General features: G+C 67.5%; 4 protein-coding genes. 2 read left to right on the plus strand and 2 right to left on the minus strand.

The window, feature by feature from the left end:
* Positions 1–763 (minus strand): SPFH domain-containing protein (locus G3O00_RS39990; RefSeq protein WP_206146292.1); only part of this gene is annotated, 763 nt, incomplete at its 3' end.
* Between the two features lie 27 nt (positions 764–790).
* Positions 791–1,177, minus strand: coding sequence for a DUF350 domain-containing protein (locus tag G3O00_RS39995; RefSeq protein WP_129515440.1), 387 nt, complete (start codon positions 1,175–1,177; stop codon positions 791–793).
* Between the two features lie 136 nt (positions 1,178–1,313).
* Between G3O00_RS39995 and G3O00_RS40000 the strand changes: the two genes are divergently transcribed.
* Together G3O00_RS40000 and G3O00_RS40005 are read left to right on the plus strand one after the other, a co-directional pair.
* Positions 1,314–2,828 (plus strand): polyamine aminopropyltransferase, encoded by a 1,515-nt coding sequence (locus G3O00_RS40000; protein ID WP_011354424.1) that lies wholly within the window; start codon positions 1,314–1,316, stop codon positions 2,826–2,828.
* On the plus strand, positions 2,828–4,447 hold the full coding sequence (locus tag G3O00_RS40005; protein ID WP_206146293.1) for an NAD(P)/FAD-dependent oxidoreductase: 1,620 nt from the start codon (positions 2,828–2,830) through the stop codon (positions 4,445–4,447). The genes G3O00_RS40000 and G3O00_RS40005 overlap by 1 nt, the downstream gene beginning before the upstream one ends.
* The last annotated feature ends 263 nt before the right edge of the window (positions 4,448–4,710 follow it).

Here is a 4,710-nt window from a genome sequence, read left to right on the forward strand (position 1 = left end):
TAAGCGGAATCGCCTGCGCGGTCTGGTATTGCGTGGCGCGTGCAAGGTCGCCGGCCATCCCCGCGCCGATTCGCAAGTCGAGCGCCTTCTGCAACTCCGCCGGCAGCGACACGCTTTCCACCGCGAACGCGTCGAGCGCCAGGCCGTAGCGCGTGAACACCGGCACCAGCGCGTCGGCGACGCGCTGCGACAGCAGCGACTGGTTCGCGGCCATGTCGACGAACGGCACGTCGGCCGAGCCGAACGTGGTGCTCATCGCAGTGACGACCAGGTTGCGCAGTTGCTGCTCGAGATCGTCGACCGTGTACTGCGCGCGCGTGCCGCTGACCTCGCGATAGAACGCGCCCGCGTCGACGATCCGGTACGAGTAGATGCCGAACGCGCGCACCTGCACGAAGCCGAATTCGCGGTCGCGGATCGTCACCGGCTGCGCGGTGCCCCAGCGCCGGCCGAGCTGCAGCCGCGTGCTGAAGAAATAGACGTCCGACTTGAAAGGCGACTGAAAGAGTTTGTCCCAGTTCTTCAGGTACGTGAGCACCGGCAGCGTGTTCGTCTCCAGCGTGTACAACCCGGCCTGGAAGATGTCGGCGATCTTGCCTTCGTTGACGAAGATCGCGACCTGCGTCTCGCGCACGGTCAGCTTGCCGCCGTACCGGATTTCCATGTCTTCCATCGGATAGCGCCAGGCCAGCACGCCATCGGTGTCTTCCGTCCATTGCAGGACGTCGACGAACTGCTTGCGGATAAACGATCCCAGACTCATGTCGGTCTCCTCGAAACGCGTGGCGCGTCAGGTCAGGCAGGCGGCATTGATGATGCCGACGACGAGCGACGCGGTGCCCATCAGGCCGCCCATCGCGACGTTGCGATCCTCGATCGCATGATTCATGCCGGGCATCAGGCGTGTGAGCGCCGCATAGGTGATCAGTTGCACGGCCATCGCGCCGACGGCCCAGATCACGACTTCGCCGAGCGTGGAATTGTGCGCGATGCTGGACGCGAGCGTCAGGCAGAAGCCGATCAGCGCGCCGCCGAACGACAGCGTCGCGGCCGAGTTGCCGTCGCGGATCAGCGCCAGTTCGTCGAACGGGGTGACCTTCAGGTACACTGCCGCGAACACAAGAAGCAGCACGAACGCCGACAGTAAATGAACCGCATAGAGATAGGCACTATTCATTCTTTCCCTCGGATTTTGTGCTCGGTTCGCCGCCCCGTCGCCGGCCGGCTTGTGTGGGGCCAGCAGGCGGATGGCCGCCCCACAAAATTCCGCGCCAGTATATCCACATTGCCGACCGCTGCACAACGGACGCACCATGCTGCATAGGCGCGCGCTCGTCCTGTCGATTCTCGTGCTCGCGTCGTGCGGGCTCGGCTACGAACTGATCAGCAGCGCGCTGTCCAGCTACCTGCTCGGCGATTCGATCCTGCAGTTCTCGTCGGTGATCGGCTGCTACCTGTTTGCGATGGGGATCGGCTCGTGGCTCGCGAAGTTCGTCGAGGACGACGACGTGCTCGACCGCTTCGTCGACATCGAGTTGCTCGTCGGCCTGCTCGGCGGCGTGTCGGCCGCGCTGCTGTTCGCGGTGTTCGCGTGGCTCGCCGCGCCGTTCCGCGCGGCGCTCTATGCGCTCGTGCTGGCGCTCGGCATGCTGATCGGGATGGAGATCCCGCTCGTGATGCGCGCGTTCCAGCAACGGCGCCAGGCGTTCCGCCATACCGTCAGCGAAGTGCTGACCTTCGACTATCTCGGCTCGCTCGCCGTGTCGCTGATCTTCCCGCTCGTGCTTGCGCCGCGTCTCGGCCTGCTGCGCACCAGCTTCCTGTTCGGGCTCCTGAACGCGTTCGTCGCGCTCTGGACGACGCACCTGTTCCGCGACGAGATCCGCAACGTGCGCGGCAAGCTGATGCGCGCGTCGCTCGTGATCGGGCTGCTCGTCGCCGGCTTCGCGCTGTCGGACCGCATCACGCACTGGGCCGAACACGGCGTGTACGGCGACGAGACGATCTATTCGGAAACGACGCCGTACCAGCGGATCGTGCTCACGCAGTGGCACGACGACATGCGCCTGTACCTGAACGGCAACCTGCAGTTCTCGTCGCGCGACGAGCATCGCTATCACGAGGCGCTGATCCACCCGACGATCGACGCGCTGCCGTGGGCGAAGCGCGTGCTCGTGCTCGGCGGCGGCGACGGCCTCGCGGTGCGCGAACTGCTGAAGCACCGCAACCTCGAACAGATCACGCTCGTCGATCTCGATCCCGCGATGACGAAGCTGTTCTCGACCTCCGCGCCGCTCGTCAAGCTGAACCAGGGCTCGCTGAAAGACCCGCGCGTGCACGTGATCAACGACGATGCGGTGCGCTGGCTCGAATCGAATGCCGACGTGTACGACGCAATCGTCGTCGACTTCCCCGACCCGACCAACTTCGGGCTCGGCCGGCTGTATTCGGTGCCCGTGTTCCGGCTGCTCGCGCGCCACCTGTCGGAGAACGGCTACGCGGTGATCCAGTCCACGTCGCCGTATTTCGCGCCGCACGCGTACTGGACCATCATCGCGACGCTGCACGAAGCCGGGCTCAACACGTGGCCGTACCACTGCTACGTGCCGTCGTTCGGCGACTGGGGCTTCGTGATCGCCGGCAAGCGCCGCGACTTCACGGTGCCGACGCACTACTCGGTGCCCACGCGCTGGCTCGATGCGCAAACGGCCGCCGAGATGTTCCACTTCCCGGCCGACATGCCGGCGCTGCCGATGTCGCCGAACGAACTCAACGACCAGCCGCTCGTGCGCCGCTTCGACGACGACTGGAAACACGTGCTGCGCTGATGGACCGCCGCACGTTCCTCGTCGCGTCGGCGGCCGCGTCGCTCGCCGCCTGCGGGCGCACCGGCTGGATCGAGACGACGCCGCATGTCGGTTACCCGGGCATGCGCGAAGGCCATGCGCTGCGCGACCATGCGACGCTGCCGCCGCCGTCCGGCACAATCGAGACCGACATCGCGATCCTCGGCGCGGGCGCGGCCGGGCTGTCGTGCGCATGGCAGCTGGCGCGCGCGGGACACAAGCGCTTCACGGTGCTCGCCGGCCCCGAATTCGGTGGCAACGCGGCCGGCGGCCGCTTCGGCGATCTCGGCTATCCGAAAGGCGCGCACTACCTGCCGCTGCCGTCACTCGAATCCGCGCACCTGCGCGACATGCTCGCCGATCTCGGCGTGATCGAATCGGCGCCGTTCTCCGCGCGCCCCGTGTACGACGAGCGCGTGCTCGTCCATGCGCCCGACGAACGGCTCTTCATCGCCGGACAGTGGCAGGACGGCATCGTGCCGACGGCCGGCCTCGGCGCCGACGAACTCGCGCAACAGGCACGCTTCTTCGCATACACGGACGGGCTGCGCACCGCACGCGGCGCCGATGGCCGCAAGGTGTTCTGCATCCCGGTCGCGGAATCGTCACGCGACCCGCGCTGGCGCGCGCTGGACCGGCGCTCGTTCCGCCAATGGCTGCTCGACGAGGGCTACACCGCGAAGGCGCTGCACTGGTACCTGAATTACTGCTGCCGCGATGACTACGGCGCCGGGTACGAGCGCGTGTCCGCGTGGGCCGGCCTGCACTATTTCTCGTCGCGCGGCGGCCACGCGGGCGATGCGAGCGACGGCGCGGTGCTGACCTGGCCCGACGGGCTGCACTCGATGGTGACGAAGCTCACCGATTCGATCACCACGCGCACCGGCTCGAACGCATGGTCGCGCGACGGCTTCGCGGTGCGTGCGACCGAACGCGCAGGCGGTGTCGACGTACTGTGCGCGCGCATCGGCAACGACGGTGCGCTGTCGACGTTCACGCTTAAGGCGCGGCGCGTCGTGTGCGCGATGCCGCTGTTCGTCGCGACGCGCGTGTTTCCGCAGCTTGCCGCGTACGGCTTCGATCCCGCGCGCGACCTGCCGCCGCGCGCGCCGTGGCTCGTGTCCAACTTCCTGCTCGACGGCATGCCGATCGAAGAAGCCGGCGTGCCGCTCGCGTGGGACAACGTCGTCTACGACGGCGCGGGGCTCGGCTATGTCGTGTCGACGCACCAGCTGATCCGCATGTCGCCGCCGACGCGCTCGGTGTTCTCCGCGTACCAGGCGTTGAGCACGCAAGCCCCGGACGACACGCGCCGCTGGCTCGCGCAGGCCCAACCCGACGCGTTGCGCGAGCAGGCGGCGATCGACTTGCAGGCCGTGTACGGGCGCAATCTGTGGAAACACGCGACGGCGCTCGAAATCACCGTGCGCGGCCACGCGATGGCGACGCCCGATGTCGGGTTCCTGAGCCGGCCGGGGCTGCTCGCGCTGCGCGATGCCGACGGCCCGGTCGTGTTCGCGCACGCCGATCTGTCCGGGCTGTCGCTGTTCGAGGAAGCGTCTTACTGGGGCATGCTCGCCGCCCGGCGCGTGCTGGCCTGACGGTCGTCATCCGTCATTGCGGCGCCACCGCCACCCGCTATAATCGCCCGACATTCCGACTGCATTGAGCAGGCCGACGGTGCCGCGCCGTCCGACGCGCCGTATGCCCTCCTCGACAACAACAATGACGAACCGAACCATCCGACGCCTTCGCCCTTTCGTGCGCGCCGCCGCGCGCGTGCTCGCCTGCGCCCCGCTGCTCAGATCGGAAGCGCGTCGCGTTGGGAAAGAGTGTAAGATACTGTGTAGATCCCGGCGGTCGC

The sequence above is a fragment of the Burkholderia sp. Ac-20384 genome (assembly GCF_017104605.1).
GTDB classification, from domain to species: domain Bacteria; phylum Pseudomonadota; class Gammaproteobacteria; order Burkholderiales; family Burkholderiaceae; genus Burkholderia; species Burkholderia lata.